Source organism: Nonomuraea longispora, from assembly GCF_004348345.1.
In the GTDB taxonomy this organism is placed as follows: Bacteria; Actinomycetota; Actinomycetes; order Streptosporangiales; family Streptosporangiaceae; genus Nonomuraea; species Nonomuraea longispora.
In genome coordinates, this window is the sequence record NZ_SMJZ01000147.1 from 1 (window position 1) to 23,757 (window position 23,757).

Annotated in this window: 25 protein-coding genes and 1 riboswitch; of the genes, 9 read left to right on the plus strand and 16 right to left on the minus strand. The window is 72.7% G+C overall.

All coding sequences use genetic code 11. The features are described 5' to 3' along the window. Positions 1 to 257 precede the first annotated feature (257 nt). On the plus strand, positions 258 to 803 hold the full coding sequence (locus E1267_RS30650) for a hypothetical protein (protein ID WP_132337557.1): 546 nt from the start codon (positions 258 to 260) through the stop codon (positions 801 to 803). On the opposite strand, the gene E1267_RS30655 is transcribed toward E1267_RS30650, so the two are convergent. Next, on the minus strand, positions 790 to 1,620 hold the full coding sequence (locus E1267_RS30655; RefSeq protein ID WP_132337559.1) for a L,D-transpeptidase family protein: 831 nt from the start codon (positions 1,618 to 1,620) through the stop codon (positions 790 to 792). The two genes, E1267_RS30650 and E1267_RS30655, sit on opposite strands and share 14 nt — an antisense overlap. Positions 1,621 to 1,718: 98 nt before the next feature. Between E1267_RS30655 and E1267_RS30660 the strand changes: the two genes are divergently transcribed. Next, complete coding sequence (locus tag E1267_RS30660; protein ID WP_132337561.1) at positions 1,719 to 2,195, plus strand: YbaK/EbsC family protein; 477 nt, start codon at positions 1,719 to 1,721, stop codon at positions 2,193 to 2,195. A gap of 274 nt (positions 2,196 to 2,469) precedes the next feature. Further along, positions 2,470 to 2,778: a GNAT family N-acetyltransferase gene (locus E1267_RS30665; protein WP_330849183.1), complete on the plus strand. Its 309-nt coding sequence runs from the start codon at positions 2,470 to 2,472 to the stop codon at positions 2,776 to 2,778. A gap of 573 nt (positions 2,779 to 3,351) precedes the next feature. On the opposite strand, the gene metF is transcribed toward E1267_RS30665, so the two are convergent. Next, complete coding sequence (gene metF / locus E1267_RS30670; RefSeq protein WP_132337565.1) at positions 3,352 to 4,272, minus strand: methylenetetrahydrofolate reductase [NAD(P)H]; 921 nt, start codon at positions 4,270 to 4,272, stop codon at positions 3,352 to 3,354. A gap of 93 nt (positions 4,273 to 4,365) precedes the next feature. Between metF and E1267_RS30675 the strand changes: the two genes are divergently transcribed. Beyond that, the gene (locus tag E1267_RS30675; RefSeq protein ID WP_132337567.1) at positions 4,366 to 5,433 is read left to right on the plus strand and encodes a polyprenyl synthetase family protein; all 1,068 of its coding nucleotides are present in this window, start codon (positions 4,366 to 4,368) and stop codon (positions 5,431 to 5,433) included. Between the two features lie 141 nt (positions 5,434 to 5,574). Here the strand turns inward: E1267_RS30675 and thiE are convergent, their stop codons facing one another. The 3 genes from thiE to E1267_RS30690 are packed head-to-tail and all read right to left on the minus strand — an operon-like array spanning position 5,575 to position 7,759. Next, positions 5,575 to 6,213: a thiamine phosphate synthase gene (gene thiE, locus E1267_RS30680; protein ID WP_132337569.1), complete on the minus strand. Its 639-nt coding sequence runs from the start codon at positions 6,211 to 6,213 to the stop codon at positions 5,575 to 5,577. Further along, a complete protein-coding gene (locus E1267_RS30685; protein ID WP_132337571.1) occupies positions 6,191 to 6,565 on the minus strand; it encodes an Rv2175c family DNA-binding protein in 375 nt (124 codons plus the stop codon). Before E1267_RS30685 ends, thiE begins: the two co-directional genes overlap by 23 nt. Positions 6,566 to 6,595: 30 nt before the next feature. Next, positions 6,596 to 7,759, minus strand: a complete 1,164-nt coding sequence (locus E1267_RS30690) for an NAD(P)/FAD-dependent oxidoreductase (protein WP_132337573.1) — start codon at positions 7,757 to 7,759, stop codon at positions 6,596 to 6,598. 59 nt (positions 7,760 to 7,818) lie between these two features. Next, positions 7,819 to 7,935: riboswitch (TPP riboswitch) on the plus strand. Here E1267_RS30690 and thiO point away from each other — a divergent pair. The 4 genes from thiO (at position 7,904) to pknB (ending at position 12,251) form a co-directional block, all read left to right on the plus strand. Next, a complete protein-coding gene (thiO, locus tag E1267_RS30695) occupies positions 7,904 to 9,061 on the plus strand; it encodes a glycine oxidase ThiO (RefSeq protein WP_165959886.1) in 1,158 nt (385 codons plus the stop codon). Its footprint overlaps the riboswitch before it by 32 nt. Beyond that, on the plus strand, positions 9,058 to 9,258 hold the full coding sequence (gene thiS, locus E1267_RS30700; RefSeq protein ID WP_132337577.1) for a sulfur carrier protein ThiS: 201 nt from the start codon (positions 9,058 to 9,060) through the stop codon (positions 9,256 to 9,258). The genes thiO and thiS overlap by 4 nt, the downstream gene beginning before the upstream one ends. Continuing rightward, on the plus strand, positions 9,251 to 10,006 hold the full coding sequence (locus E1267_RS30705; protein ID WP_132337579.1) for a thiazole synthase: 756 nt from the start codon (positions 9,251 to 9,253) through the stop codon (positions 10,004 to 10,006). Before thiS ends, E1267_RS30705 begins: the two co-directional genes overlap by 8 nt. A gap of 340 nt (positions 10,007 to 10,346) precedes the next feature. After that, positions 10,347 to 12,251 (plus strand): Stk1 family PASTA domain-containing Ser/Thr kinase, encoded by a 1,905-nt coding sequence (gene pknB / locus E1267_RS30710; RefSeq protein WP_246064355.1) that lies wholly within the window; start codon positions 10,347 to 10,349, stop codon positions 12,249 to 12,251. Here pknB and E1267_RS30715 read toward each other — a convergent pair. From E1267_RS30715 to E1267_RS30765, 11 genes are all read right to left on the minus strand, one after another. Then, positions 12,191 to 13,129 carry a GNAT family N-acetyltransferase gene (locus E1267_RS30715; RefSeq protein ID WP_132337583.1) on the minus strand — a complete coding sequence of 313 codons (939 nt, stop codon included), beginning with the start codon at positions 13,127 to 13,129 and terminating at the stop codon, positions 12,191 to 12,193. The two genes, pknB and E1267_RS30715, sit on opposite strands and share 61 nt — an antisense overlap. 37 nt (positions 13,130 to 13,166) lie before the next feature. Further along, positions 13,167 to 14,120 carry an allantoicase gene (gene alc, locus E1267_RS30720; RefSeq protein ID WP_132337585.1) on the minus strand — a complete coding sequence of 318 codons (954 nt, stop codon included), beginning with the start codon at positions 14,118 to 14,120 and terminating at the stop codon, positions 13,167 to 13,169. Beyond that, the gene (allB, locus tag E1267_RS30725) at positions 14,121 to 15,428 is read right to left on the minus strand and encodes an allantoinase AllB (protein WP_132337587.1); all 1,308 of its coding nucleotides are present in this window, start codon (positions 15,426 to 15,428) and stop codon (positions 14,121 to 14,123) included. After that, complete coding sequence (locus tag E1267_RS30730) at positions 15,425 to 16,600, minus strand: glycerate kinase (protein WP_132337589.1); 1,176 nt, start codon at positions 16,598 to 16,600, stop codon at positions 15,425 to 15,427. Before E1267_RS30730 ends, allB begins: the two co-directional genes overlap by 4 nt. A 115-nt stretch (positions 16,601 to 16,715) precedes the next feature. After that, the gene (locus E1267_RS30735) at positions 16,716 to 18,140 is read right to left on the minus strand and encodes an 8-oxoguanine deaminase (protein ID WP_132337591.1); all 1,425 of its coding nucleotides are present in this window, start codon (positions 18,138 to 18,140) and stop codon (positions 16,716 to 16,718) included. Next, entirely contained in the window at positions 18,137 to 18,607 is a 471-nt protein-coding gene (locus tag E1267_RS30740) for a (2Fe-2S)-binding protein (RefSeq protein ID WP_132337593.1), read from the minus strand. Before E1267_RS30740 ends, E1267_RS30735 begins: the two co-directional genes overlap by 4 nt. Beyond that, positions 18,607 to 19,467 carry an FAD binding domain-containing protein gene (locus E1267_RS30745; protein WP_132337595.1) on the minus strand — a complete coding sequence of 287 codons (861 nt, stop codon included), beginning with the start codon at positions 19,465 to 19,467 and terminating at the stop codon, positions 18,607 to 18,609. The genes E1267_RS30740 and E1267_RS30745 overlap by 1 nt, the downstream gene beginning before the upstream one ends. A gap of 3 nt (positions 19,468 to 19,470) precedes the next feature. Next, positions 19,471 to 20,331, minus strand: a complete 861-nt coding sequence (gene pucL / locus E1267_RS30750; protein WP_132337597.1) for a factor-independent urate hydroxylase — start codon at positions 20,329 to 20,331, stop codon at positions 19,471 to 19,473. After that, entirely contained in the window at positions 20,332 to 20,631 is a 300-nt protein-coding gene (uraH, locus tag E1267_RS30755; protein WP_132337599.1) for a hydroxyisourate hydrolase, read from the minus strand. Beyond that, positions 20,628 to 21,137 (minus strand): 2-oxo-4-hydroxy-4-carboxy-5-ureidoimidazoline decarboxylase, encoded by a 510-nt coding sequence (gene uraD, locus E1267_RS30760; RefSeq protein ID WP_132337600.1) that lies wholly within the window; start codon positions 21,135 to 21,137, stop codon positions 20,628 to 20,630. The genes uraH and uraD overlap by 4 nt, the downstream gene beginning before the upstream one ends. A 107-nt stretch (positions 21,138 to 21,244) precedes the next feature. After that, positions 21,245 to 22,186, minus strand: a complete 942-nt coding sequence (locus E1267_RS30765; protein ID WP_132337602.1) for an NADP-dependent oxidoreductase — start codon at positions 22,184 to 22,186, stop codon at positions 21,245 to 21,247. A 178-nt stretch (positions 22,187 to 22,364) separates the two neighbouring features. Between E1267_RS30765 and E1267_RS30770 the strand changes: the two genes are divergently transcribed. Next, entirely contained in the window at positions 22,365 to 23,204 is an 840-nt protein-coding gene (locus E1267_RS30770; protein ID WP_132337604.1) for a deoxyribonuclease IV, read from the plus strand. The last annotated feature ends 553 nt before the right edge of the window (positions 23,205 to 23,757 follow it).

Below are 23,757 nucleotides of genomic sequence, written 5' to 3' on the forward strand. Positions count from 1 at the left end.
GGACAAGCCGCATCCACCAGCTCCCGGATCCGCAGCCGCGAGCAGAACGCGGCCACCACCGGTAATGCTCCGAGCATCTTCTCGACACTGGCCTGGCCCCACTGCGCACGCTGCCTCATCTGCCAGGTCATACCGCGACGACGATCACCACAGCAAACCCGACGATCTTCAATCAACCCGACGTGCGGAAAACGGGGCTAGCATCTCGCTCGCGGATTCCGGGAGGCTGTCCCCGCCGAGGCGGAAGAGGAGAGCGCATGGCAGAAGGCGGCCGGCGGCGGCCCACCGAGCTGGTCCTGCTGGCGCTGGGGCCGGTCCTGGCGGCGGCGTACGCGGCCGTCAACCACACCGCCATCCGGGCCGGTGTGCGGGCGGAGGTCACCGGCCCCGGGTGGGAGGGCGACCCGCCCGCCGCCGGCGAGATGACGGCGCTGGGCACCGACCTCTGGCGGCTGACCTGGTGGATCGCCGCGTTCATGGGGGTCGTGGCGGTGGCCTACCTCGTCATGGGCGTGCTGCTGCGGCGGCGTGGCCGCGGCCGCACGCTGCTCATGGTGCTCTCGGGCGTCCTCATGGTCCCGTACGCGCTCGTGTTCTTCGCCGCGCTGTCGAACCCCGTGCACGTCCTGCCAGGCCTGTACGAGTCCCCCGACTTCGCGGCGGGGGTGCCGGGCTGGCAGGCGGCCACGCCGCTCATCGTGCTCGTGGCCGGACTGACGCAGGCGGCGGGGATGACGATGGCGGCCTCGACCGGCCGGCGCGCGGCGCGGGCAGGCGCGGGCGGAGAGATCACGCGCGCTTGAACTTGCCCCGCACGTGCACCGGCACACCCTTGCCGAGCATGTCGGGCAGCACCTCGGCGACGTTCATCGGCATGCGCACGCAGCCGTGCGAGGCCGGGTGGAGCGGCACGGACAGCGCCCCATGGAAGGCGATGCCGCCGTTGAAGAAGATCGGATTGTACAGCTCGCCCAGGTAGGACTTGTGCCACCCGCTCGCGCGCCACGTGGTCTCGTAGTTGCCGGTCGGCGTCGTGGCCGAGCCGCAGAAGCGCTGCCGCTTGCCCTGCCACACGGCTGTCTCGCAGTAGGCGATGCCGCTGCCGGACGACACGTGGGTGATGAGCTTGGCCTCACCCTTGACGTACATCACCATGACCTGCTTCGTCAGGTCGACCTCGGCACGGGTCGGCTTGCCGTTCCTGGCCAGCACCCGCGGGGCCTTCGGCGTCTCCAGCGCCTCCCAGGTGCGCCTGGCGACGGTGCTGGTCGGCTTGATGCCGTTGACCTTCTGGAACGCCCACACGGCGGCCAGCGTCGTGCCGCCGTACTTCCCGTCCGCCTTGCCGGGGCGGTAGCCCAGCTCGGTCAGGCGCTCCTGCATCCAGGTGACGGCCTTGCCTTTCGCGCCGAGCTTGAGCCTCTTGTGCGGCGCGCTGACCGTCGCGGCGGGCACGGCCGCCTGCGCGCCCCCCGTCGCAGGGGTCGTGGTGGTCGTCGCCGGCGTCAGCACTGGTGACGACGCGTGCTTACGTTGCGGCGCCTGCGTGCCGCATCCCGAGACGATGACGGCGCCCGCCGTCAGGAGAGCAGCTACCCCGGGTAGCCGTCGAGCCCCCACCTGTACCACCTCTCACCCGAGTAACGAACAGATCAGTGGACCTTACACCACTCACCATGAATCGGTAATCAAGCCTTCATCCTGTTTAGAGTGTGTCCATGTCTGAGAAGTTGCCGGCCAATGCCGTCATTGTGGAATCAGCGCTTCGCGAACTCGGGGCGAGGGGCGAGATCGTCGTCCTGCCGGAGAAGGCCCCCACCGCCGCCACCGCCGCGGCGCAGGTCGGGTGCGAGGTCGGGGCCATCGCCAACAGCCTGATCTTCGAGGCCGACGGCGGGCCGCTGCTGGTGCTGACGAGCGGCGCGCACCGGGTCGACGTCGAGCTGATCGCCCGCACGGCGGGCGTCTCCCGGGTACGCCGGGCGACGCCGGAGTTCGTCAGGGCCGCCACCGGCCAGCCCATCGGCGGCGTCGCGCCGGTCGGGCACCCGGCGCCCGTGCCGACGCTGGTGGACACCTGGCTGAGCAAGCACAAGGTGGTGTGGGCCGCCGGCGGGCACCCGCTGACCGTGTTCCCGACCACGTTCGACGAGTTGGTGCGCATCACCGGAGGCACCCCCGCGGACGTCGAGTAGTGTGCGACGGGTGATCGAGTTTCGCGGGGTCGGTCCCGCCGGGTTCACCGAACGGCTGGAGACGGTGATCTCCATCTACACGGCCGCGATGAACCCGCCCGCGGACCAGATCGCCGGCCGCAAGACCATCATGCGAAATCATGGGACATATCCCTATTTTCGGTGTTATTTCGCTGAATTGCGTGATTCATCCCCACAGCTACCCACTTCGGAACGCCAAATCGTGGGCTTCGCCTACGGATTCCGGGGCGTGCCGGGGCAATGGTGGCATGACGTGGTTCTCCGGGCGCTGCAGGACGAGCTGGGCCCGGAGGCCGCCAACGCATGGCTGGGCTTCGCGTTCGAGCTGGCCGAGATCCACGTCCACCCCGACTACCAGGGCAAGGGCATCGGCCGCGCCATGATCAGGACCCTGTGCGCGGGCCGTCCCGAACGCTCGGCTGTCCTGTCCACCCACGACCAGCCGACGGCCGCCCGGCACCTCTACGCGAGCATGGGCTTCACCGACCTGCTGACGAAGTTCGTCTTCCCCGGCGGCTACGAGGAGTACGCGATCGCGGGGCGGCCCCTACCCCTCCCCTGAAGCTCCGCACAACCGCCCGTCGCGGCTCCGCGGGCCCCGGTGCGGGGAAAATCCTTGATGACGACGTGACCTGTGGGTTTGCCGCGCATGGCCCCGGGCATCATTCATGACAGAAAGTAACCGATCCTTTACTCGACGGCTACCGCCCGCGCCCGTCACCCGCCCGGTCCCCCTGCGGGCGGGTGGCGGGCCATTCCCATGGCCGCCAGCCGGCCGGCCCACGCCTCGAACCACGTGTCCGGCCAGGATCGCGCCGTGACGGCGGCCCGCCCCGTGCGGGTCAGCGGGCGTCTCCCTGGAGGCCGCCGGCCCGGGTCGGCGGGTGGCGTGCCGCCGGCTGTGCCGTAACGGATGGGCGCCGTACGTACCGTGAAGCCGCGTGAGGCGAACAACCCCCCACGCACCCCGTTGGACGGACAGCCGGGACGCACCACCACGCCAGACGCAGGACCGAGACGTGGCTCGCGCCGCGTCAGAGGACAGCCGAGACGCAGCACCGCGTCGAGCGGACCGACGCATCGCAGACTGGCGCAGCGCAGCACCACGCCAGACGCACAAACCAGACGTGGCGCGTCAGGCGGACAGGCGCATCCCGGACAGGCGCTGGAACACCTCGCGCGTGGCGCTGGAACGGTTGAAGGTGATGAAGTGGATGCCCGGCGCCCCCTCGTCGAGCAGCCGCTGGCACAGCTCGGCCCCGTGCTCGATGCCGAGCCGCCGCACCGCGGCGGGGTCGTCCTTGACCGCCTCGAAGCGCGCGGCCAGGCGGGGCGGGAACGGCGCCCCCGACAGCTGCTCCGAGCGGGCGATCGTGCTCATCTGCGTCACCGGCATGATGCACGGGATGATCGGCGTGTCACACCCCTTGGCCGCCACCCGGTCGCGCAGCCGCAGGTAGTCGTCGGCCTCGAAGAACATCTGCGTGATGGCGTAGTCGGCACCCGCCCGGCACTTGCGGACGAAATAGTCGGTGTCGGACTCGATGGACGGCGAGCGCGGGTGTTTGTAGGGGAACGCGGCCACGCCGACGCAGAAGTCACCCGCCTGCCTGATCAGCCGCACCAGGTCTTCCGCGTAGTGCACGCCCTCGGGATGCGGCACCCACTCGGCCGCCGGGTCGCCCGGAGGATCGCCGCGCACGGCAAGGATGTTGCGCACCCCGGCGTCGGCAAAGCGCCCCACGAGGTGGCGCAGCTCCCGGACGGAGTGGTTGACCGCCGTGAAGTGCGCCACGGGGGTCAGCGTCGTGGCGCGCGCGACGCGCTCCACGATGTCGACCGTACGGTCGCGCGTGGATCCGCCTGCGCCGTAGGTCACCGACACGAACGTGGGCCGCAACGACTCTAGCTCCCTGATCGCCCGCCACAACAACCGCTCTCCCTCGTCGGTCTTCGGCGGGAAGAACTCGAAGGAGAACGACCGCCCGCCACCGGCGAGCATGTCGCGGACGGTGGGGACGCGTTCGGGGAAGAAGGAATGTCGACCAAGCGCCATGGTCACCAGGCTACAGTGACTGCGGCGCGGACCAGCAGCCCGAAGGGCACCTGGAGATCCGTACGCCCGCTTCCGGCCACTAGTCTCAATGCCATGACCACTGACGCCGCCCGCATGGACGTCCTGCGCCCGCAGGTGGAGCGCTCCCTCGCAGAGTTCGTCGAACGCAAGTTGCCGGCCGGGGGCGAGGCCGCCTTCGCGCCGCTGCGCAGGGCCGCCGACGAGCTGCTGTCCGGAGGCAAGCGGCTGCGCCCGGCGTTCTGCTACTGGGGCTGGTTCGGCGCGGGCGGCAGCGACGTCCCCGAGATCTTCACCGCCGCCGCCTCGCTGGAGCTGCTGCAGGCCAGCGCGCTCGTGCACGACGACGTGATGGACAAGAGCGACATGCGCAGGGGCATGCCGGCCGCGCACCGCCGCTTCGAGGCCATGCACGAGCAGTCCCGCTGGCACGGGTCGGCGCAGCAGTTCGGCGAAGGGGCGGCGATCCTGCTCGGCAACCTGCTGCTCATCTGGTCGGGCGAGATGTGGCGCACGAGCGGCATGCCGGCCGCGTCCCTGGAGGCGGCCCAGCCCGTGCACGACCACATGCGCACCGAACTCATGTGCGGCCAGTACCTCGACCTGCTGGAGCAGGCCAACGGGGAGAACACGTTCGAGTCGGCGCTGCGGGTGGCGCTGTTCAAGAGCGGCAAATACTCGGTGGAGCAGCCGCTTCGGCTCGGGCTGGTGCTCGCCGGTGGCAAGCGAGCGCCGTGGATGGACGAGCTGTGCACCGGATACGGCACTCGCGTGGGGATCGCCTTCCAGCTCAGGGACGACATTCTCGGGGTGTTCGGCGATCCGGCGCAGACGGGCAAGCCGGCGGGAGACGACCTGCGTGAGGGCAAGCGGACGATGCTCGTGGCCCGCACCCTGGCGGCGGCGTCCCCGGCGGACGCGCAGACCGTCCGGCGGCTGCTCGGCGACCCCGATCTGGACGAGGCCGGGGTCGCGACGCTGCGGGGCATCATCACCGACACCGGGGCGTTGCGGGAGTGCGAGAACCTGATCGGCGACTACCTGAGCCAGGCGCTGTCCGCCCTCAACGAGTCCCCGGTGACGGCCGAGGCCCGCTCCGCCCTGACCGAGCTGGCCATCGCGGCCACGTCGCGCAAGACCTGAGACGGCCCGGATCGGTCTCGCCGCCCGCTCCCGCCGCCGGAGCGGCGTGCCCGCAGCGCGGTCGCGCCGCACCCGCCGCACGCGGAACCGCCGGAGGGAGGCGCCCGGGTGGGGCGCCTCCGTACGGCCGGAACGGGCCGGTCAGGCGGCAGCCAGGCGTTTGGCGAACTCGGCCGCCGCGGCCCCCGGATCGTCCGCGTCGGTGATGGCGCGTACGACGACCACCCGGCTCACCCCGTACGACATGATCTCGTCCAGGTTGGCGAGGTCGATGCCGCCGATCCCGAACCACGGCCGCGAGGTGCCGAGCGCCGCCGCGTGCCGCAGCAGCGGCGGGCCGGGCGCCGGGCGGCCGGGTTTGGTCGGGGTGGGCCGGATGGGGCCGCAGCAGAAGTAGTCGACGCCCTGGTCCACGGCCGCGGCGGACGCCTCGGCAGCGGAGTGGGTGGACCGTCCGATGACGATGTCGTCGCCGAGTATCTCTCGCGCGACCGTCAAGGGAAGGTCGTCCTGCCCCAGGTGGAGCACGTCGGGGCGGGCGGCGTAGGCGATGTCCGCCCGGTCGTTGACGGCCAGCAGTTTGCCGTGACGGTCGCAGGCGTCGCGGAAGACCTCGAGGAGCGCGAGTTCTTCGCGGGCCTCCAAGCCCTTCTCTCGCAGCTGGATGATGTCCACGCCGCCGGCCAGCACGGAGTCGAGGAACTCTGCCAGGTCGCCGCGGTCGCGGCGGCCGTCGGTGCAGAGATAGAGGCGGGCCTCAGAAAGCGAGGGCTTGGGCACGCCGCTTGACCTCTGTGTGACGGCCGGCCCGGATCGCCTCGATGGGCGACCCCGGCAGGGACTCGTCCGGGGTGAAGAGCCAGCGCAGCGACTCGACGTCGTCGTAGCCGGCGTCCTGCAACACGGTCAGCGTGCCGGGCAGGCCCTTCATCACGTCTTTTCCGTCGAGGAACACCGCGGGCACCTGTGGCCCGCCACTGCCCCTGCGTACGCCGAGCAGCTTGTGGTCCTTGAGGAGTTGCTTGGCCCGCCCCAGCGGAAGGTCGAGGCGTGAGGCCACTTCGGGGAGAGTGAGCCACTCGTCCACGAGCTGGTCGGTCTCCCGGTCGATCTGTGCAACAGAAAGTGTCACGAAACCACAACTACCACATGGCGTGCTTGCTCAAACAACACAATCTCGTAGGGACACTTCGGGATCTACCAGGCGTTTGGCGTCGAGGCGTTGGCCGGAGGCGATGATTCTGCGCCCCTGGACCAGATCTCGGGGCCGATCGACGGCCAGCACGGCGGCGAGGGCGTCGTCGGCGGTGAGCCAGACGGCCGACCACTTACCCTCGGTGTCGCCGCGGTAGAGGAGGCGTTCGCCGGCCGGATGATGACCGGCGTACTGCACCATGTGCCCGAACTGCTCCGACCAGAAGTAGGGCACGGGGTCGTAGACGGCGTCCTCGCCGAGCAGGGTCGCGGCGGCGACCTCCGGTGCGTTGAGCGCGGAGTCCCAGTGTTCGACGCGGAGCCGGGTCTGCCAGCGGCGCGACCACCAGGCGGCGCAGTCGCCGACGGCGACGACGCCGGGCAGGGAGGCGCGCAGGCGCTCGTCGGTGACGACGCCGTTGTGGAGGTCGATGTCGGCGTCGGCGAGCCACTCGACGGCGGGGCGCACGCCGATGCCGGTGACGACCACGTGGGCGTCGACGAACGCGCCGCCCACCAGCCGCACGCCGCCCTCGTCGACGGAGTCGACCATGGCCCCGAGCCGAAGGTCGATGCCGTCGTACCACCGCTCGGTGCGCGCGCCGATCTCGGCCCCGACTGCGGTGGCGAGCGGCGCGGGACCGGCCTCGACCACCGTCACCTCGCACCCGGCCCGGCGCGCGGCGGTGGCCACCTCGGCGCCGATCCACCCGGCGCCGATGATCGCGACGCGGGCGCCGGGGACGAGCATCGCCCTGACCTCGTGGGCGTCGTCGAGGGTGCGCAGCACGTGCTGAGGGCCGTCGCCGGGGAGCCTGATCGGGTCGGCTCCGGTGGCGATGACCAGGCCGTCGTAGCCCAACTCGCCCTCGGTCGTCTCCACGACCCCCGCGCGCAGCGACTTGGCGCTGACGCCCGGCCAGAAGTCGACGCCGAGCGCGGCCAGGTCGGTGCCGATGTAGCTGTCGTCGGCCTCCCCGGACAACACGGCCTTGGACAGGGGCGGGCGGTCGTAGGGGCGATGGCGTTCCCTGCCGACCATGGTGACGCGGCCGGTGAAGCCCCGCGAGCGCAGCGCCTCCACGGTCCGCAGACCGGCCAGGCCTGCTCCGACGACGACGACGTGGTTCACGTTGACGACCATAACGGGGGCCGTGCCGCGGCGTGACACCGAGGCCGTAGGCTGGTGGGGGAAAGACGCGCGGGAGTCCGGCCGTTACCGGGCTGAGAGGAAGGCTTGACCGGGCCTTCGACCGCAAGACACCTGATCCGGGTCATGCCGGCGAAGGGAGCGCATGTGGACGTGATCGTAGGCGGAGGGATCGTCGGGCTGTCGATCGCCTGGCGGCTGGCCCGCTCCGGGCGGCCGGTCACGGTGGCCGACCCGGCGCCCGCCTCCGGGGCCTCGAACGCGGCCGCGGGGATGCTGGCCCCGGTCAGCGAGGTGACCTACACCGAGGCGCCGCTGCTGCGGCTGGGGCTGGCGGCGCTGCGCCGCTGGCCGTCCTTCGCCGCCGAGCTGGCCGTGGACGCCGGGCTCGCGGGGGCGGACGCGCTCGACTTCCGTACTGACGGCACGCTGGACGTCGCGTTCGGCGCCGACGACCTGGCGGCGCTGGACGAGCTGGCCGCGTTCATGGAAAAGCTGGACCTCCCGGTCGAACGCCTGACCGGGCGCGAGTGCCGGCGTCTGGAGCCCATGCTGGCCCCCGCCGTGCGCGGCGGCCTGCTGGCCCCCGGTGACGCCTGGGTGGATCCGCGCCGCGTGACGGCGGCCCTGCTCGCCGCCCTCGACCGGCTGGGCGTCCCGCTGGTGAGGGCGCGCGTGAGCGAGCTCCTGCGCGACGACGGCAAGGTCACAGGGGTACGCCTCACGCCACCGGACGTCCAGGCCCCCGGCGTGGCCGATGGGGGCGTGCCGCGGGAGGTGCGGGCAGAGCGGGTGATCCTGGCGGCCGGGGCGTGGAGCGCCGCGCTGGCCGGGGTGCCGGTGCGGCCGGTGAAGGGGCAGATACTGCGGTTGCGCTCCTCGCAGCCCCTGCTCGGCCGGTGCGTACGCGGCACCGTGCACGGCTCGTCCGTCTACCTGGTCCCCAGGGGCGACGGCGAGCTGGTCGTCGGCGCCACCCAGGAGGAGCTGGGGTTCGACACCAGGGTGACGGCGGGCGGGCTCTACGAGCTGCTGCGCGACGCCAGGGAGCTGGTGCCGGGCGTCACCGAGCTGGAGGTCGCCGACGTGGTGGCCGGGTTGCGGCCGGGGACTCCGGACAACCTGCCCGCCATCGGCCCGAGCGGCGCACCCGGGCTCACGCTGGCGACCGGGCACCATCGGGGCGGCGTACTGCTGGCCCCGTTGACGACGGCCATCCTGCTGGGTGAAGAGGGCGAGCTGGCGGCGCTGTGCTCGCCAGAGAGGTTTCGGGATATTTCATGATTGTGATGATCAACGGGGCCGCGCACGAGGTGACCGACGGCACGACCGTGGCGCAGGCCGTGAGCACGCTGACCGCGTCCACCACCGGCGTGGCCGTGGCCGTGAACGACGAGGTGGTCACGCGCAGCGCCTGGGAGACGACGGCGCTCAGCGACAGCGACCGCGTAGAGGTTCTGACGGCGGTGCAAGGTGGATGATCTGATCATAGCCGGGGAGAAGTTCTCCTCCCGGCTCATCATGGGCACCGGTGGCGCCCCCTCGCTCGAGGTGCTCGACCAGGCGCTGGCCGCGTCGGGCACCGAGCTGACCACGGTCGCCATGCGGCGGCTCGACCCGGAGGCCCGCGGCTCCGTGCTCGACGTACTGCGCAGGCGGGACATCAGGGTGCTGCCCAACACCGCGGGCTGCTTCACCGCGGGCGACGCCGTGCTGACGGCGCGGCTGGCCAGGGAGGCGCTCGGCACGCCCTGGGTCAAGCTGGAGGTCATCGCCGACGAGCGGACATTGCTGCCCGACCCCATCGAGACGTTCGACGCGGCCGAGCGGCTGGTGGCCGACGGGTTCGTGGTGCTGCCGTACATCGGCGACGATCCGGCGCTGGCGCGGCGCCTGGAGCAGGCGGGCTGCGCGGCCGTCATGCCGCTGGGCGCGCCGATCGGGTCCGGGCTGGGCATCCGCAACCCGCACAACATCGAACTGATCGTGGAGGCCGCGTCCGTGCCGGTCATCCTCGACGCGGGCATCGGCACGGCCAGCGACGCGGCACTGGCGATGGAGCTTGGCTGCGACGCCGTCCTGCTGGCCACGGCGGTCACCCGGGCGCAGCGGCCCGACCTCATGGCGGCGGCCATGAGGGACGCCGTGGCGGCCGGGCGCCTGGCTCGCCAGGCGGGGCGCATCCCCCGGCGCCGCTACGCCGAAGCGTCGTCCCCGATGACCCCGTAACGCTCCACACCCGCCTGGCGGGCCACCCACTACGCCCGCCAGGCTGCGCATCCGGACGAGACCCCACCGTCCGCGATCGCCACGTGGTCTGGGCGGGGTGGCGCGACACGCCCGGACCGCTCCTGGGAAAGGGTGGCGGGCCGCTCCGGAGCGTACCGGCGCGGTGCCGGGCGCCGTACAGGCCCGTGGGCAAGGGTGTGCGGCCGGGAGACAGGGGCGTGACGCGGGTGAGGCTATGTCCGCTTTTCCCGGGAACGGGGACGGGCGAACGAGAACGTCTCCGCATCGGTTTCGGGCGGTCGGGCCCTGTCAGTGGCAAAACGCCCGTAAACTCAGCGGGGTGGACACGACGACTGCGGACCCCCTGGTCGGGCGGCTCCTCGATGGGCGCTATCGCATCGAGAGCCGGATCGCCCGGGGCGGTATGGCGACCGTCTACCTCGCGCTGGACATCCGGCTCGACCGGACGGTGGCGCTGAAGGTCATGCACCGCTCACTTGCCGAGGACCCGGCGTTCGTCCGGAGGTTCATCGGCGAGGCCAAGTCGGTGGCCAGTCTCTCGCACCCCAACATAGTGCACGTTTTCGACCAGGGCACCGACACCGACGTGGTCTACCTGTCGATGGAGCACGTGCCCGGCCGGACGCTGCGCGACATCCTGCGCGACCGCGGCAGGCTGCCGGCCCGCGAGGCGCTCGAGATCATGATTCCGGTGCTGGCCGCGCTCGGCGCGGCCCACCAGGCGGGCCTGGTCCACCGCGACGTGAAGCCCGAGAACGTGCTCATGACCGACGACGGCCGGGTCAAGGTCGTCGACTTCGGCCTGGCCAGAGCCATCGAGGCGACCAACCAGACCCGCACCGGCGTGATGATCGGCACGATCGGCTACATGTCGCCCGAGCAGGTCACCACGGGCGGGGCCGACGTGCGCAGCGACGTCTACGCCGCCGGCATCATGCTGTTCGAGCTGGTGACCGGGCAGCAGCCCTACGACGGCGAGACGCCGATGTCGGTGGCCTACCGGCACGTCCATGACACCGTGCCCGCGCCGTCGTCGTTCGTCCATGACGTGCCGCCGCTGATCGACACACTGGTGGCCCACGCGACGGCCCGCGAGCCGGCCGACCGTCCCGCCGACGCCACCGCGATGCTGGTGGCGGCCGTCGACGCGCACCGGATGTTGCCGCGGATGAGCAGCCCGCCCACGGGTGGGCCGGTGCCGCCTCACTCCCACCGGCAGGGCTCCGGCTCCGCCGCGGGCTCGCGCCCGCGGCCCGCTCCCGCCCACACGCTGATCCAGCCGCGGACGGAGGTGCCTCAGGGGCGCGGGTTCCGGCCCAACTGGTTCCTGGTGACGCTGGCCGCGGTGATGGCGGTGGCGGTCGGGCTGACCGGCTGGTACTTCTCCCAGTCCGACCCGGTCATCGTTCCCGACCTGGTCGGCAAGGACATGGCGATCGCCGAGAAGGACGCCGCCGCGCTCGGCCTCGTGGTCCGCAAGGGCGACGGCAGACACGACGAGAAGGTGGCCGCCGGTCTCGTCCTGCGCACCGACCCGGCGGCCAAGAGCGAGCTGGAGGACGGCAGCACGATCACACTGGTGCCCTCGCTCGGGCCCAAGCGCGTCATCGTGCCCAACGTGGCGGGCATGACCGAGAACGACGCCCGCGTGGCGCTCGCCGACGCGGACCTGACCGTCGACTCGGTCAAGCGCCTGGCCAACCAGGAGATCGAGCGCGACAAGGTGATCCGCACCTCGCCGCAGGTCGGCGAGAAGGTGAAGCAGGGCACCAAGATCGACATCTTCGTCAGCGCCGGGCTGGTCATGCCCGACGTGGGCGGCATGCCGAAGGACCAGGCCGCCGGCCATCTCAGCGGTCAGGGCTTCCAGGTTGAGGTCAACGAGGTGGACGACGACGCCGAGCCGTGCACGGTCATCGCCCAGGAGCCCAAGGCGAAGACGGAGGTCGACAACGGCGCGCGCGTCATGATCACGGTGTCGCGGTGCCAGACGGACTTCTGGGACTGGTTCGGCGACCGCGACGGCGAGGACCGCGACGACCGGCATCTCCGCGTCGTGCCAGGGGTGCTCGGCAAGGAGCTCGGGGACGCCAGGTCCGAGTTACAGGCCCTGGGCTTCCAGGTCCGGGTGCAGCGGCTGGTCAACGCCGGCGTGGTGAAATATCAGCGGCCCCTGCCCAACAGCGAACGCCCGTCGGGCAGCATGGTCTTCCTCTGGCAGTGATCGTCCCGCACCTCCCACCGCCCCCACGTCGTGACGAGCGGCCGGTAGCCCTGGCGGGACCAGAACGGCACTGACAGCGGGTTGTGGGCCGCATAGTGCACCAGCACGGTCTCGACGCCGGCCGCCGCCACCGTGGCGTGGGCGTGGCCGGCCAGTGCGGCGCCGATGCCGCGGCCCCGGCTGCCCGGGCGCGCGTACAGAGACCCCACGTACGCCACGGGCGACGCCTCCACGGCGGGCGCGATCGACCCCGCGTGGTCAGGGTGGTGGACCGAGAGCATGCCGGTGACCTCACCGTCCTGCTCTGCCAGCCAGCACCAGCCGTCGCCACGGGCGAGTTTCTCCTCGAGCTCTGCCCTCGCGGCGGCGGGCGTCGAGGGCAGCACCGACATCCAGCCGAACTGCGCCTCGTAGGCGATCAGGTCGAGGTACAGCCGGCACATGGTGTCCAGGTCGTCCGCCACGGCAGGGCGTACACCGGCGGCCGGCCGGCTCGCGGCCGCGCCGGAGGAGACGCGGACGGCGAGCACCGAACGCGGCGCGAATCCCCGCCTGGCCAGTGCCGCGACGGGCGCGGTGTCCCGGCTCGGCCAGTTCACGACGAGTCCGGATCCCGGCTCGGCGTCAAGGGCCGAGATCCAGCGGTCGAGGAGGTGGCCGAGGGCGCCGGCCGGGTCGTCACCCGCGACCGCGGCCCGGAGGGCGTGGGTGGTCGGCGGGCCCCAGTGCACCGACCGGGCGCCGGGGACCGCCGTGGCCACCGAGGGTGCGCCGACGGCGTTCTCGATCTCGATCAGGTCTTCGCCGAGCTCCGTGACGGCGGCGAGGGGGTCGGCGGCCCGCACCCGCGCGCGATGGCGGTCGATCACATCACTCACGACTCGCACCTTAGCGCGCGGTGTGGCTTCCGCACGGTCAGGCCAGGTGGCCGTGGAGGCGGACCCTGGCCAGGCCGCCGTCCGGGTAGATGTCGACCCTGACGTGGGTGACGGGGCCGGGGTGGCGCAGCCTGAAGCGGTGCGGGGTGTCGGGCTGGAGCCTGGTCCTGGGCAGCAGTTCGGCCTCGTGCCCGCCGTCGATCCCGGTCAGCGCGACCGCGCCGGGCGCGTTGTGGAGCAGGTTCGTGGTGTCGATCTCGGCCAGTTCGACGACGCCGCGGCCGGCCAGCCGGATCACCAGCCAGTCGTTGTCGCCGTCTCTGCGGCGCGCGGTCTCCCAGCCCTCCGCCTGGTGACGGGCCAGACCGGGCGCGATGACGTTGTTGGGGGCGGAGTAGAAGGCGTCGGAGCAGCCGGTGACGAGAGCGCCGTTCGCCAGGGCGGCCAGGTCGAGGCCGAGGCCGTCGTAGACGGACAGGTCGGGGCGGGCCTCGCCGTGCACGCGCAGGCGGGCGACGCCGCCGTCGGGATGGATGTTGAGACGGACGTGGGTGTAGCGCGCCTGGTCGGCGACCTGGAAGTGGTGCTCGGCGTCGCCCGTCAGCCCGGCCTTGGGGACGATCTCGGTCCACGGGGCGGCGAGCAGCTCGGCCGGTGACGGATGGCCGTCGACGCAGGCGGCGTCGACGGAGGCGTACGGCGGGTAGTTGCCCGTGAACCAGGCCGTATCGATCACCACGGCGCGGATCACGCCGGGCACGCCCAGCCGGACGACGGCCCAGTCGTGTCCCGGCTCGCGCCTGCGCCGGGTCTCCCAGCCGTCGTACACCTGCCCCTTGCTGCCGAAGGTCCCCGCCTGGAAGCCCGGCCTGCCCGGCCTGATGAGGCTCTCCTTCTCGGCGAACGACTCGTCGCTCGCCGCCACCACGGAGCCGCCGAGCGTGCGCAGGGCGAGGTCGGGCAGGGACGGAGTGCCGGAGGAGTGTGACATTTACGGTCCTTCCAGCAGGAGCCGTCCGCAGGGTTCGCCGTCCACCGGCCTGCCGCGCAGCCAGGTGGTCAGTACGGCGCCCTTGAGCGTGCGGCCGTGGTAGGCGGTGACGGGGTTCCTGTGGTGGAGGGCGGCGGCGTCGACCGGGCTGGAGGCGGCCGTGTCGAACGCCACCAGGTCGGCGTCATTGCCCGGTTCTATCCCGCCCTTTCCGGATATGCCGGCCAGGGCGGCGGGGTTGGCCGACATCCAGCGGGCCACGTCCGCCAGCCCGTACCCCCTGCGCGACGCCTCCGTCCAGACCGCGCGCAACCCGAGCTGGAGCGAGGCGACGCCGCCCCAGGCGGCGGCGAAGTCGGGCACCTTCAGCGCGGCCGGCGACGGCGAGTGGTCGGACACGACGCAGCTCAGCACGCCCCTCCCCAGGCCGTCCCAGAGCAGGTCGCGGTTGGCCTCCGGCCGGATGGGCGGGCAGCACTTGTACGCCGTCTCCCCCTCGGGCACCTCCTCGGCGGCCAGCGTCAGGTAGTGCGGGCAGGTCTCCGCCGTGACGGCCACGCCCCGGGCCCGGGCCTGCTCCAGGACGTCGAGGCAGGAGGCGCTGGAGACGTGCAGGACGTGCACCCTCGCCCCTGTCTCCCCGGCCAGCCGGACGACCTGCTCGACCGCGCTGCGCTCGGCCTGCTCCGGCCGCGAGTCGAGGAACTCCCGGTAGGTCGGCCCGGACGGCTCACCGAGCAGCGCCGGGTCCTCGGCGTGCACCACCATCACCCCGCCGAGACCCGCGATCTCCTCCAGCGCCTGCCGCGCCTCGGAGAGGCCGAGCGGCGGGAACTCCTCCACGCCCGACGGCGACATGAAGCACTTGAAGCCGCACACCCCGCGCTCCAGCAGCGGCGCCAGCTCCTTGACGTTGCCCGGCACGGCACCGCCCCAGAACGCGACGTCCACCTGGCACTGGCCGGCGGCGACACGGAGCTTGGCCTCGAGGGCCGCGACGTCGACGGTGGGCGGGAGCGAGTTGAGCGGCATGTCGACGATCGTGGTGACGCCTCCGGCGGCGGCCGCCCGGGTCGCCGAGGCGAACCCCTCCCAGTGCTCCCGTCCCGGCTCGTTGACGTGCACGTGCGTGTCGACCAGGCCGGGGAGCAGGGCGAGGTCGCGCAGGTCGATGTCCTCGGCGGCGTCGAGGGGCGCCGCGTGGTCGTACAGGGCGGCGATCTTCTCCCCCCGCACGGCCACCGCCGCGGGCCGCACGCCCTCGGGTGTGACGGTCCTGCGCGATCGTACGACGAGGTCGAAGCTCATCCGGCGCCTCCTCGGAGCCCGCGGTCGGCGGCCAGCCGGGCGGCGAGGCGTTCGAGCAGCGGGCCCGCCCCGGCCATGCAGCGGGCCTCGTCGGGCTCCAGATCGGTCAGGGCGTAGGCGGTCTCGATGCCCGCCGCCTTCAGTTCGGCGTCGGAAAGGGTACGGCGGCCGCAGACGGCCACGACGGGCACCCCGGCTTCGGCGGCGGCCTGGGCCACGCCGATCGGCGCCTTGCCCCGCAGCGACTGCTCGTCCAGCGACCCCTCGCCCGTGATCACCAGCCGCGCGTCGCGCGCCAGTTCGCCGAACCCGAGCAGGCCGAGCAGGTAGCCGATGCCGGGCCGCAACTCCGCGTGCAGGAACGCCAGCGCGGCGAAGCCCACCCCGCCGGCCGCGCCCGCCCCCGGCGCTCCGGCCACCCCCATCGCCCGCGGGATGTCGTCATGCTCGACGGCTCCGACCAGCCCGTGCGTGGCGGTCGCCACCGCCGCCAGCCGGGCCAGGGCGCCCTCCAGGGTCGTGACGTCGCCGGGGGTGGCGCCCTTCTGCGGTCCGTAGACGGCGGCGGCGCCGTGCGGGCCGAGGAGCGGGTTGTCCACGTCGCTCGCCACCACGAACCGCACCTCTGACACGTCGAGGAATCCGGACAGGTCGATGCGGGCGAGATCTTTCAGCGCGGCCCCGCCCCCGGGGAGGTCGTCGCCGGAGGCGTCGAGCAGGCGTGCGCCGAGCGCCTGCACCATGCCGGCTCCCCCGTCGGTGCACGCGCTGCCGCCCAGCCCCAGGACGACCCGCGTGGCGCCGCGGCGTACGGCGTCGGCGATCAGCTCGCCCGTGCCGTAGCTGGTGGCGGTCAACGGCTCGCGCCCGCCGGGCAGCCGGCGCAGCCCGGACGCCTCCGCCAGCTCGACCACGGCCGTGCCGGCGTCCTGCCAGGCGTAGGAGGCGGGGATCCGCTCACCGGTGGGGCCGGTGACCTCGATCGTGATCCGCGTGAAGCCGCCGGCCACGGCCGCGTCGACGGTGCCGTCACCGCCGTCGGCGACCGGCAGCTCCACCGCGGGAACGCCGAGCCCCGCCGACACGCGGGAGGCCACCTCCGCCGCCGTCAGCGACCCCTTGAACTTGTCCGGAGCGACCAGAACAGGCTGAACCACAACGAACTCCCACATGACGGTGAACAATGTCCCGACACGCCTTCCTGCCCGGTGCGAGCCGGCGGGAAGGCGTGACTCATCATCATCACATCCGGGCGATCGGCAGGCGACGGCCGGTCCGCCCCACGGCTCACCCCTCGGGTCGCTTGCCGCGTACGTGCCGCGCCGCGCGCACGCCGCGTTCCCCGGCCAGCCGCACCAGCCGCTCGCGGGCGGCGGCGCCCGCGCGCCCGGCCGCGTCCTGGGAGACGGTCCTCAGCTCGCCGCCGGCCACCACGGTCCGCCCGCCCACCAGGACGAGGGCAGGCGGTGGCGCGGGCCCGAAGACCAGCGCGCACACGGGGTCGGGGACGGCGGCGGCGAACGGCCCGGCCACCGGCCACAGGACGACGTCGGCCAGCTTGCCCGGCTCCAGCGAGCCGAGCTCGTCCGCGCGGCCCAGGTTGCGGGCGCCGCCCAGGGTGGCCAGCTCCAGGGCCTGGCGGGCCGTGAGCGCCCGCGGGCCGTGCCTGGCCCGCTGGAACAGCAGCGCCTGGCGCATCTCCCCCGACAGCGGGGTCAGCTCGGAGGAGGCGCTGCCGTCCACGCCGAGCCCCACGTTCACACCGCGGCGCAACATCTCCGACACGCGGGCGATGCCCGCCCCCAGCCGCCCGTTGGAGGAGGGGCAGTGGGCCGAGCCGGTGCCGGTGGCGGCGAGCTTGCCGATGTCGGCGTCGCTCAGGTGCACGGTGTGCGCGAACCACACGTCCGGCCCGAGCCAGCCCAGCTTCTCCATGTAGTCGACGGGCCGCGCGCCGAACTGCTCCAGGCAGTGCTCGTCCTCGTCCAGGGTCTCGGCGATGTGGGTGTGCAGGCGCACGCCCTTGGACCTGGCCAGGGCCGCGGACTCGGTCATCAGCCCGGCGCTGGCCGAGAACGGCGAGCACGGCCCGACCGCGACCCGCAGCATGGAGGAGAAGGACGGGTCGTGATAGGCGTCGACGGCCTCGGCCGTGGCGGTCAGGACCTCGTCCAGCTCCTCGACCACGACGTCCGGCGGCAGCCCGCCCTTCGACTCGCCCAGGTCCATGGAGCCGCGCGCCGGGTGGAACCTGACGCCGATCTCGCGCGCGGCCTCGACCCCGGCCGCGAACAGGTCTCCCCGGCCCTTGGGGAACACGTAGTGGTGGTCGCTGGAGGTGGTGCACCCCGACAGCGCCAGCCAGCCCAGCCCGGCCGACGCGGCCCCCTTGACCACCTCGGCGTCCATGGCGGCCCACACCGGGTAGAGCGACACCAGCCACTCGAACAACGTCGCGTCCTGCGCGAGCCCTTGCGAGGCCCACTGGTAGAGGTGGTGGTGGGTGTTGACCAGGCCGGGCGTGGCCAGGCAGCCGGAGCCGTCGATCCGGGTCGCGCCCCGCGCGCCGGGCGCGGGCCCGGCGCCCAGCGCGGCGATCCGGTCTCCCTCGATCCTGATGTGCCCGGAGGGGATCTCGGGGCCGGTGACCGGCGCGATGTGCACGTTCTCGATCACGATGACGGGCCCGGACGGCGTGCGCGGCTCGCTCATGTGGCCGCCTTCCGCCGCGCGGCCAGCCGTACCGCGTCGAGGATCTTCTCGTAGCCCGTGCAGCGGCAGAGGTTTCCCGCCAGGGCCTCCCTGATCTCCGCGTCCGAGGGCCGCCCGACGCGCGCGATCAGGTCGTGCGCCTGCACGATCAGTCCCGGCGTGCAGAAGCCGCACTGCACGGCGCCGCACTCGGCGAACGCCTCCTGCACCGGGTCGAGCCGGTCCCCCTCGGCCAGCCCCTCGACGGTGCGCACCTGCCGCCCTTCGGCCTGCCCGGCGGCGACCAGGCAGGAGCAGACCGGCACGTCGTCGAGATAGACCGTGCACGAGCCGCACTCGCCCTGCTCGCAGGCGTTCTTGGAGCCGGGCAGTCCGAGACGCTCACGCAGCACGTACAGCAGGCTCTCTCCTTCCCACACGTTGTCGGCGCTCTCCTCGCGGCCGTTGACGGTGAAGGCGACGCGCATCAGGCGGCCCTCCTTCCCAGATGGTCGTTCCAGGCCCAGGCGAGTGTGCGGCGGGCCATCACACCGATGGCGTGCACGCGGTAGGCGGCGCTGCCCCGGACGTCGTCGATCGGCGCGGCGGCGGCCGCGCACAGCTCGCCGAACCTCCTGAGCAGCGCCGGGTCGAGCGGCGCCTCCCAGTCGAGCTCCCGCGCCAGCAGGTCCTCGGCCTCGTGCGCCCGCCGCGGGGTCGGCGCCGCCGACCCGAGCCCCGTGCCGACCCGCCGCTCCTCCGGGCGCAGCACGATCGCGAACGAGCACACCGCGATCACCATGGCGTTGCGCGTGCCGACCTTGGAGAAGTACTGAGGCCCCGTGGCAGGCCTGACGTGCGCGGCTCTGATGAGCTCGTCCGGTTCCAGCGCGCTGCGCTTGACGCCCAGGTAGAACTCGGTGGCGGGAATCATCCTGACGCCCCGCTCCCGCGACTCCACCTCGATCACCGCGTCCGCGGCGAGCAGCGGCGGATGGCAGTCGCCGGCGGGAGAGGCCGCGCCGAGGTTGCCGCCGACCGATCCGCGGTTGCGGATCTGCGGCGAGCCCACCGTGCGCGAGGCCTGGGCGAGCCCCGGCAGTGTGCCGCCCAGCTCCTCGATGATCGTCGTGTACGGTACGCCGGCCCCCACCCGGCAGGCGCCGCCCTCCATGCCCCACGCGCGCAGCTCGGCCACACGACCGAGGTCGAGCAGCGCGGCGGGCCTGCGCACGTCGAAGTTGAGCTCCACCATCACGTCGGTGCCGCCCTGGATGGGCACCGCGTCGGGCCGGTCCGCCTTGGCGGCCAGCGCCTCCTCCCACGTCGTGGGGCGCAAGAAGTCCATCGTCTACTCCCAGGCGAATCCGGCGTCGGGCGCGTCCTCACGCAGCACACTGCCCTCGATCAGCCCGTACGGGCGGTCGGCGGCGAAGAAGACCTCGTTGTCGTTGGCGAGGCCGAAGGGCGACAGGTCGACGGCGAAGTGGTGCTTGTTCGGCAGGGTGAGCCTGACCTCGCAGATCTCCTCGCAGGTGGCCAGCGCCCGCTCGCCCATGGCGTACAGGGTCTGCTGCAGAGAGCGGCTGTGCGTACCGGTGAACGCCTCCACCAGGCAGCGCCGTACCCGCTCGTACGACGAGCCGTAGGAGGAGGTGCCGCCCGTGTGCCGCCACCGGGCCTCGACGGCGGTGGCGAGGACCCGGTCGGCGGCGGGCGGCAGCGTGGTGTACTCGTCGACGGCGTAGCCGTGGAACTCCGACCCCGTCGAGTTGAGCAGCACCAGGTCCTTGAGCCCGGACACCACGCTGGCGCGGCCGTCGCGGTCGCGGTGGACGACGCACGTGCGCACCTCGCCGCCCTCCCGCGCGAACGAGTGCGGCCCTTCGCGGCGCCAGGCGTACTCCTCGATCTCCACCCTGGCGTGGTGGATCGACGGTTGCGAGCGGGCGAAGTGCCCGGCCAGCAGGAGGGCGAACTCCTCGATCTGGCCGATCCCGTGTCTCCCGGCGAACGCGTACACCGTGTTCTTCTGCGTGTCGGTCGGCAGCACGGCGGCGTTGTCGCCGGTCAGGTGGACGGCCTCCATGTCGCCCGACAGGGACGTGCTGACGTTGACGTCCCTGATGTGGTGCACGGGGCCGTCCTTGACGACGTGGACGAGCCTCGTCTGCGCCTTGCCGTAGCGGTTGGGACCGAGCTTGACGGCCATCTAGCTCCCTCGGTAGGTGGAGTAGGCGTACGGGCTGAGCAGCAGGGGCACGTGGTGGTGCCGGGCGGGGTCGGTCACGGTGAAGGCGATGACGACCTCGGGGTAGAACGTCTCGGGCAGGTAGCCGCCGGTGTCGAAGACGACCCGGTGCACCCCGGCGCCCGGCTCCCATCCGCTGATCCGGCCGTCGGCGTCGGTCCGCCCCTCGGCCAGGACCCTTCCTCCGTGCTCCAGGCGTACGCGCAGGCCCTCGGCGGGCAGCCCGGTGACCGCGTTCAGCACGTGCGTGGAGAAGCTCATCGCCCCTCCCTTATCAGCTTGGCCAGCCGCAGCCGCGTGATCGCGGCCAGCTCGGCGCGTACGACGTCGCGCTCGCTCTCCTCGTCGTTGCGCAGCCGGGAGGTGAGCCTGGCCAGCAGCTCGGCGCCGCTGAGGCCGGTGGCGCAAACGAGGTAGACGTGCCCGAAACGTTCCTCGTAGGCCCGGTTGCCCTCGGCCAGGGCCGCACGCGACGCTTCGTCGACCCCCGACTGCTCCTGCCGCGACCAGGCCGCCTCCGTACCGGTCGCGTCCGGCCGCTCGCCGATTCTCGGGTGCGCGCCGAGCGCCTCCAGCACGCCGGGCCACTCCAGCTCCCGCACGGCCGCGTCCGCGGCGTCGAGCAGCGCGCCGAGCTCACGGTACGGCCGCCGCCCGGCGACCTCGGCGGCGAAGGCGCGGCAGGCGCAGCAGGCGAGCAGGTCGCGCTCGACCTCGTCGCGTGGCCGGGTGTTGAAGGCGTCGAGCGCGCTGAGCGTGTCGGACATGTCTGCAGTACACACATGCGCTACGTGCCCGGTCCATCCGTGAGAACTCCGAACCGGCCGCCCCGATGGCCGCGACTTTTGTGTCATGCTCCAAGCCCGGTCCCGCGTCAGATCGTGATCACGGTCTTGCCTCTGGCGTGACTTGCGGCGATGTCGCCCAGCACGGCCGGCGCCCGCTCCAGGGGCACCAGCGACTCGACGCGCACGCGCAGCTCGCCGCCGTCGATCAGCTCGGCCAGGCGGGTCAGGACGTCAGGGGCGACCCGGTTGATCACGTTGACGCCGCGCAGCCCTCTCCTGGCCAGGGCGTCGGGGTCGAGCGCGTGGACGACGCTGCAGATCACGCCGCCGGGGCGCAGCACTCCCGCCATGGCGTCGACCTCGCCGGACGGGGTGACCAGGTCGAACACCGCGTCCACGCCGTCCGGCCAGGCGGCCCGCACCTGCCCGGGCACGTCCCCCTTGGTGTGGTCGACCGTCTCGTTGGCGCCCAGCTCCCGCATGAGCTCCTCCGCGTCGGGCGCGGCGGTGGCGATGACGTACGCGCGGCGCAGGGCGGCGAGCTGGGCGGCAGCCTGCCCCACACCTCCCGTGGCGCCGACGATCAGCACAGTCTGCCCCTCGGCCAGGCCGGCGGCGTCGAGCAGGGCGCACGCGGTCGCGGAGGCCGTGGGCACGGCCGCGGCCTGCGCGGGCAGCAGGCCCTTGGGCGTGCGGGCGACGGGCCCGTCCTGGGCCACCACGGCGTACTCGGCATAACTGCCGAGCCCGCGGGCGGGGTCGGCGAAGCGGCCGTAGACCTCGTCACCGGGCCGGTACGCGGTGACCTCGTCCCCCACGGCCTCCACGACGCCGGCGCCGTCCTGCCCCATGACGAGCGGGAATCTGGGCTGCAGTCCTTTCACGGCGCCGCTCGCGATCTTCGTGTCGATCGGGTTGTAGGCCGCGGCCCGCAGGCGTACGAGCAACTCGCCCGGTCCTGGCGTGGGCTCCGGCAGCTCGACGAGCTCCGGCCGGGCTCCGAAGGCGGAAATGGCTATGGCGCGCATGGGCTCTCCTCCGTCTGGCCTGCGTTGGCGAACGAAGGAGGCGTTACCCGCCCGCGTACCCGCCAAAGGGACCAGGCCGTGCTCTTGGAGCAAGCTTTGTGCGCGGCCGGGGATCTTCCAGGTGGCGGGCGGTGTCGCGCGGGATGTGTCCGCCGCTGCGCCTACACTGGCGGTCATCATGACCCTGAAATCCCTGATCGGCGGACACGTGTCCGTGGCGGGCGGCCTCGCGACGGGCGGCCTGAAATACATGGCGGAGATCGGCGCCGAGATGATCCAGGTGTTCGTCACCAACCCGCGCGGGTGGGCGCTCACCGAAGGCAGACCCGACCAGGACGCCCAGCTGGCCGAGTCGGGCATCGACACGTTCGTCCACGTGCCCTATCTCGCCAACTTCGGCTCGCCCAGCCCCGAGACGCTGGCCAACTCCATCGCGATCGTGCGCCACACGCTGCGCCGCGGGGTGGCGACCGGCGCCAAGGGGGTGGTGGTGCACACGGGTTCGGCCGTGACGCAGTCCCGAGACGACGCGCTGCGCCAGACCCGCGAGAACCTCCTGCCGCTGCTCGACGAGATCCCCGACGGCGGGCCCGACCTCCTGTTCGAGCCGATGGCGGGCCAGGGCGCCATGTTGTGCGCCACGGTCCAGGACATCGAGCCCTACTTCGCGGCCCTCGACTGGCATCCGCGGGCCGGTGTCTGCCTCGACACGTGCCACGCCTTCGCCGCCGGTCACGACTTGGCGGCCGAGGGCGGGGTGCGCGAGACGTTCGACGCCCTGCACGCGATCGCCCCCGGGCGGCTCAAGCTGATTCACGCCAACGACTCGAAGGACGCCTGCGGCGCCAAGAAGGACCGCCACGAGAACATCGGGGCCGGCCTCATCGGCGAGCGGCCGTTCGCGGAGATGATGCGGCACCCGGCGGTCGCGGGCGTGCCGATCTGCATCGAGACGCCGGGCAAGGCGCCCAGGCACGCCGAGGACATCGCCCTGCTGAAGCGGCTGCGCGACGGCTGAGCGACGCGCGGGCCCCTGCGGCGGACGGCGTGCGCCAGAGCTGGCGAAAACCGTAACCGGGCCGCAGACCGTGATAGGGACGCCCGCTCGCGGGATCCGGCGCCCCCGTGGCCCGGATCGCGGGGCCGGCTCTCACGGCCTCAGCGGGCGCCCCCCACAGAACGGCGTGGCGGGCCCTACCCCCCGGTCAGGGCCCGGCCGCCGCGGCGACCTGCGGTCGCCGGTGATTCCGGCGCATCAGATCTGCTGTGAGCCTTGCGGCTCGTCCCTGATGCGCCGGGGTGGCTATCCGATGCCGAAACACTACGGTCGCGATCTTGCGGGCGAAACCCCGTTAACGGACAGCTCGTCGAACGGTCTGTAGTCATCGCCATACGGAGAGTGCTAATGCGATGAGCGGTCGCCGTGCTGCGACGAGCGGCAGTCTGGGGGGCCCGCGCCCGGCTCGGGCACATGCATCGTGGCCATCATCCGGCCCACCCCGCTCGGTACCCGACCCGGCGTGACCAGGGAAATCATGACCATGGCGGCGAACGCCACCGGCACCGCCACC

Coding starts and splice junctions, on each gene's coding strand:
- E1267_RS30650 (WP_132337557.1), top strand. CDS start 258: ATGGCAGAAGGCGGCCGGCGGCGGCCCACCGAGCTGGTCCTGCTGGCG.
- E1267_RS30660 (WP_132337561.1), top strand. CDS start 1,719: ATGTCTGAGAAGTTGCCGGCCAATGCCGTCATTGTGGAATCAGCGCTT.
- metF (WP_132337565.1), bottom strand. CDS start 4,272: ATGGCGCTTGGTCGACATTCCTTCTTCCCCGAACGCGTCCCCACCGTC.
- E1267_RS30675 (WP_132337567.1), top strand. CDS start 4,366: ATGACCACTGACGCCGCCCGCATGGACGTCCTGCGCCCGCAGGTGGAG.
- thiO (WP_165959886.1), top strand. CDS start 7,904: ATGCCGGCGAAGGGAGCGCATGTGGACGTGATCGTAGGCGGAGGGATC.
- thiS (WP_132337577.1), top strand. CDS start 9,058: ATGATTGTGATGATCAACGGGGCCGCGCACGAGGTGACCGACGGCACG.
- alc (WP_132337585.1), bottom strand. CDS start 14,120: ATGTCACACTCCTCCGGCACTCCGTCCCTGCCCGACCTCGCCCTGCGC.
- allB (WP_132337587.1), bottom strand. CDS start 15,428: ATGAGCTTCGACCTCGTCGTACGATCGCGCAGGACCGTCACACCCGAG.
- E1267_RS30730 (WP_132337589.1), bottom strand. CDS start 16,600: ATGTGGGAGTTCGTTGTGGTTCAGCCTGTTCTGGTCGCTCCGGACAAG.
- E1267_RS30735 (WP_132337591.1), bottom strand. CDS start 18,140: ATGAGCGAGCCGCGCACGCCGTCCGGGCCCGTCATCGTGATCGAGAAC.
- E1267_RS30740 (WP_132337593.1), bottom strand. CDS start 18,607: ATGCGCGTCGCCTTCACCGTCAACGGCCGCGAGGAGAGCGCCGACAAC.
- E1267_RS30745 (WP_132337595.1), bottom strand. CDS start 19,467: ATGGACTTCTTGCGCCCCACGACGTGGGAGGAGGCGCTGGCCGCCAAG.
- pucL (WP_132337597.1), bottom strand. CDS start 20,331: ATGGCCGTCAAGCTCGGTCCCAACCGCTACGGCAAGGCGCAGACGAGG.
- uraH (WP_132337599.1), bottom strand. CDS start 20,631: ATGAGCTTCTCCACGCACGTGCTGAACGCGGTCACCGGGCTGCCCGCC.
- uraD (WP_132337600.1), bottom strand. CDS start 21,137: ATGTCCGACACGCTCAGCGCGCTCGACGCCTTCAACACCCGGCCACGC.
- E1267_RS30765 (WP_132337602.1), bottom strand. CDS start 22,186: ATGCGCGCCATAGCCATTTCCGCCTTCGGAGCCCGGCCGGAGCTCGTC.
- E1267_RS30770 (WP_132337604.1), top strand. CDS start 22,365: ATGACCCTGAAATCCCTGATCGGCGGACACGTGTCCGTGGCGGGCGGC.